At 69.8% G+C, this 2,502-nt stretch carries 3 protein-coding genes; 1 reads left to right on the forward strand and 2 read right to left on the reverse strand.

Annotated elements, in window-relative coordinates; all coding sequences use genetic code 11:
• Positions 1-408 (forward strand): c-type cytochrome (locus ENN83_RS10065; protein ID WP_414707649.1); only part of this gene is annotated, 408 nt, incomplete at its 5' end.
• A gap of 73 nt (positions 409-481) precedes the next feature.
• On the opposite strand, the gene bchO is transcribed toward ENN83_RS10065, so the two are convergent.
• Both bchO and ENN83_RS10075 read right to left on the reverse strand, forming a co-directional pair.
• Positions 482-1,348 (reverse strand): alpha/beta fold hydrolase BchO, encoded by an 867-nt coding sequence (bchO, locus tag ENN83_RS10070; protein WP_287186563.1) that lies wholly within the window; start codon positions 1,346-1,348, stop codon positions 482-484.
• A gap of 10 nt (positions 1,349-1,358) precedes the next feature.
• Positions 1,359-2,502, reverse strand: a 1,144-nt coding sequence (locus tag ENN83_RS10075) for a VWA domain-containing protein (RefSeq protein ID WP_287186565.1), incomplete at its 5' end; no start/stop codon positions are given.

A 2,502-nucleotide genomic window follows, 5' to 3' on the forward strand; every position in this document is an offset into this window, starting at 1 on the left:
GCAGCCCTTGTCGCGGGGCCAGTGTTCGCCCAAGAGGCTTCCGGTAATGCCGAGGCCGGCGAGAAGGCGTTCCGCCAGTGCATCACCTGCCATGTCGTCGTGAACGAAGCAGGCGAAACCCTTGCCGGTCGCGCCGCCAAGGTTGGCCCCAACCTCTACAAGGTGCCCGGCCGGCACGCCGGCGAGGTCGAGGACTTCAAGTATTCCGCTTCGATGACAGCGGCCGGCGAGAAGGGCCTTCTCTGGACCGAAGAGGAATTCGTCAAGTACACCATGGACCCCACCGGCTACCTGCGCGAATTTCTCGGCGACAGCAGCGCACGCGGTGCGATGACCCACAAGGTCCGCAAGGAAGAAGAGTCGGTGGATATCTACGCCTATCTCGTCAGCCTGGGCGTGCACGACTGAGCCTGAAGCACAGGTCAGGGTGAAAGGGCCGCCAGGGCAAGCGGGGCGGCCCGTTCCTTTTTCACCCGACCGTTCATCCGAGATGCGCGGTCAGAAAGGCCGAAATCAGCGCGGTGACGTCGTCGGGTGATTCCTCATGGGCAAGGTGGCCCAGCCCCGGCATCCGGACGATCTCGGCCCGCGGCAATCGCGCGGCGGCCCGGGCCGAGGATGCGGGCGGCACGGCGCGGTCGGTCTCGCCGACCAGCAGCAGCGTCGGAACCTCGATCCCCGGCAGATCGTGCCACAGACCGTCCAGCGTCCATTGCGCCACCATGGCCAGCGTCGCGTCGGTGTGGTTGCGGTCGGCCACCAGCCGCCGGTAAAGCGCCAGCCCCTCGGGCGAGATCCGGCTGCCGATCCCCGCGATCATGTATTCGACGCCGGTGGCGTTCCCCAGCCAGCGCGAGATCTCCGGGGCCGAGAACGGGTTGAGCGCCATCATCCGCGCCATCATCGGAAACAGCCATCCGGCCACGCCCTTGAAATTCTCCACCGCCGCGTTGATCCCGACGATGGCCTTGGGCGGGCGCTTCAGGTCGCGCACCAGCCGCAGCGCCAGCGCCGCCCCCGCCGAATGGCCCACGATCGCGTCGGGCAAGAGCCCCTCGCCATCCAGAAGCGCCGCGATGTCCTGGCTCATCGAATCGAGCCCGCAGCGCTGCCGTGCGCCCATCCGGGTAAAGCCCTGCCCGGGCAGGTCCAGCGCGACGACATGGTAGTCGTTCGCCAGAATAGGGAAGACGTCGCGCCAGCTATGGCTGGCCCCGCCTGTCCCGTGCAGCAGCAGCACGACCGACCCCACGCCCGCCTCCTGGATATGCCAGAAGTGCGGGCGGTGGCGGACGAAGCGGGAATGCTCCCGGTTCGGCCAGTCGCTTCCGTCCCGGGTCCAGTCCATGACGTTCCCCTTACGCGTCGAGAGCGGCCGATACGGCAGAGGACAGCCGGTTGGCATCGGCCCTCGGCAACGGAATGTAGGGGGCGCCCAGCGTGTCGGCCAGCGCCTTGAGCGAGCGTTCGGGCCGCTGGCCCATGTCGATCACCATCGCGGGGAACCCCTGCAACCGGATCGCGGTGGCCATCCGCTCGGCATCCTCGCCTGCCAGCGTCCGGTTGGCCGACCCGTCCAGCGCGATGTTCGCCCGCCCGTCGGTCAGCAGCGCCACGGTCGGCGTCATGCCGCGGCCCTTGGACTGGATCGCGACCTCAAGCGCGACCTTCAGCCCCGCGGCCAGCGGCGTGCCGCCCCCGCCGGGCAGGGCCGCCAGCCGCCGCTTGGTCTGCACCAGCGACCGCGTGGGCGGCAGCAGCAGCTCCGCCCCCTCGTTACGAAAGGCCACCAGCGCGACATGGTCGCGCCGCGCATAGGCTTCGGCCAGCAAGAGTTCCACCGCGCCCTTGGCCTCGGCCAGCCGGGTCATCGCCGCCGAACCCGAGGCATCCACCACGAAGATCAGCAGCCGGTCGGATTTCTCCTCGAACCGCTTGATGCGGAAATCGTCGGACCGGATGTGCAGCGACCGCTCGAACCGGCTTTCCTGCTTGCGGATGGTCTGCCATGGCGCAGCCGCGCGCAGGGTCGAGATCACGTCCAGCCGCGCGCCGGTTTCCAGCCGCCCGCGCCGCGAGGGGATCGGCCGTCCGCGCCGGTTGCCCTTGCGCTTTGCCCCCGCGCCGGAATTGCCGCCCCCGCCGCGGTTGGCCCGTTTCGCCGCCAGCATCGCCAGCAGGTCGGCGGGCAGCGTGGCCCTGGCGGCCTCCAGCAGGATGTCCTGCAAGGGCAGATCGTCCAGCGACTGGCCCTCGCCCTCGTCCTGCTCGCCCTTGTCGGGTTCCGGCTCGGGCGGGGGCTGGTCGGGCGGTTGTTCGGGTGGCTGGTCGTCTTCGGCCTCGGGAAACTGGGTCGCCCGGGGCGCCAGCACCAGTTCTACCGCCGCGGTCAGGTCGTCCACCCCAACCTCGTCATTGCCCGCAATCGCGGCCAGCGTGCGGGCCGTCCGGAGCGCCAGCATGGGCGCGCGCAGGCTGTGAACGCCCAGCCGGACGGCCAGC

The sequence above is a fragment of the Rhodovulum sp. genome (assembly GCF_011048875.1).
Taxonomy (GTDB): Bacteria; Pseudomonadota; Alphaproteobacteria; order Rhodobacterales; family Rhodobacteraceae; genus Rhodovulum; species Rhodovulum tesquicola.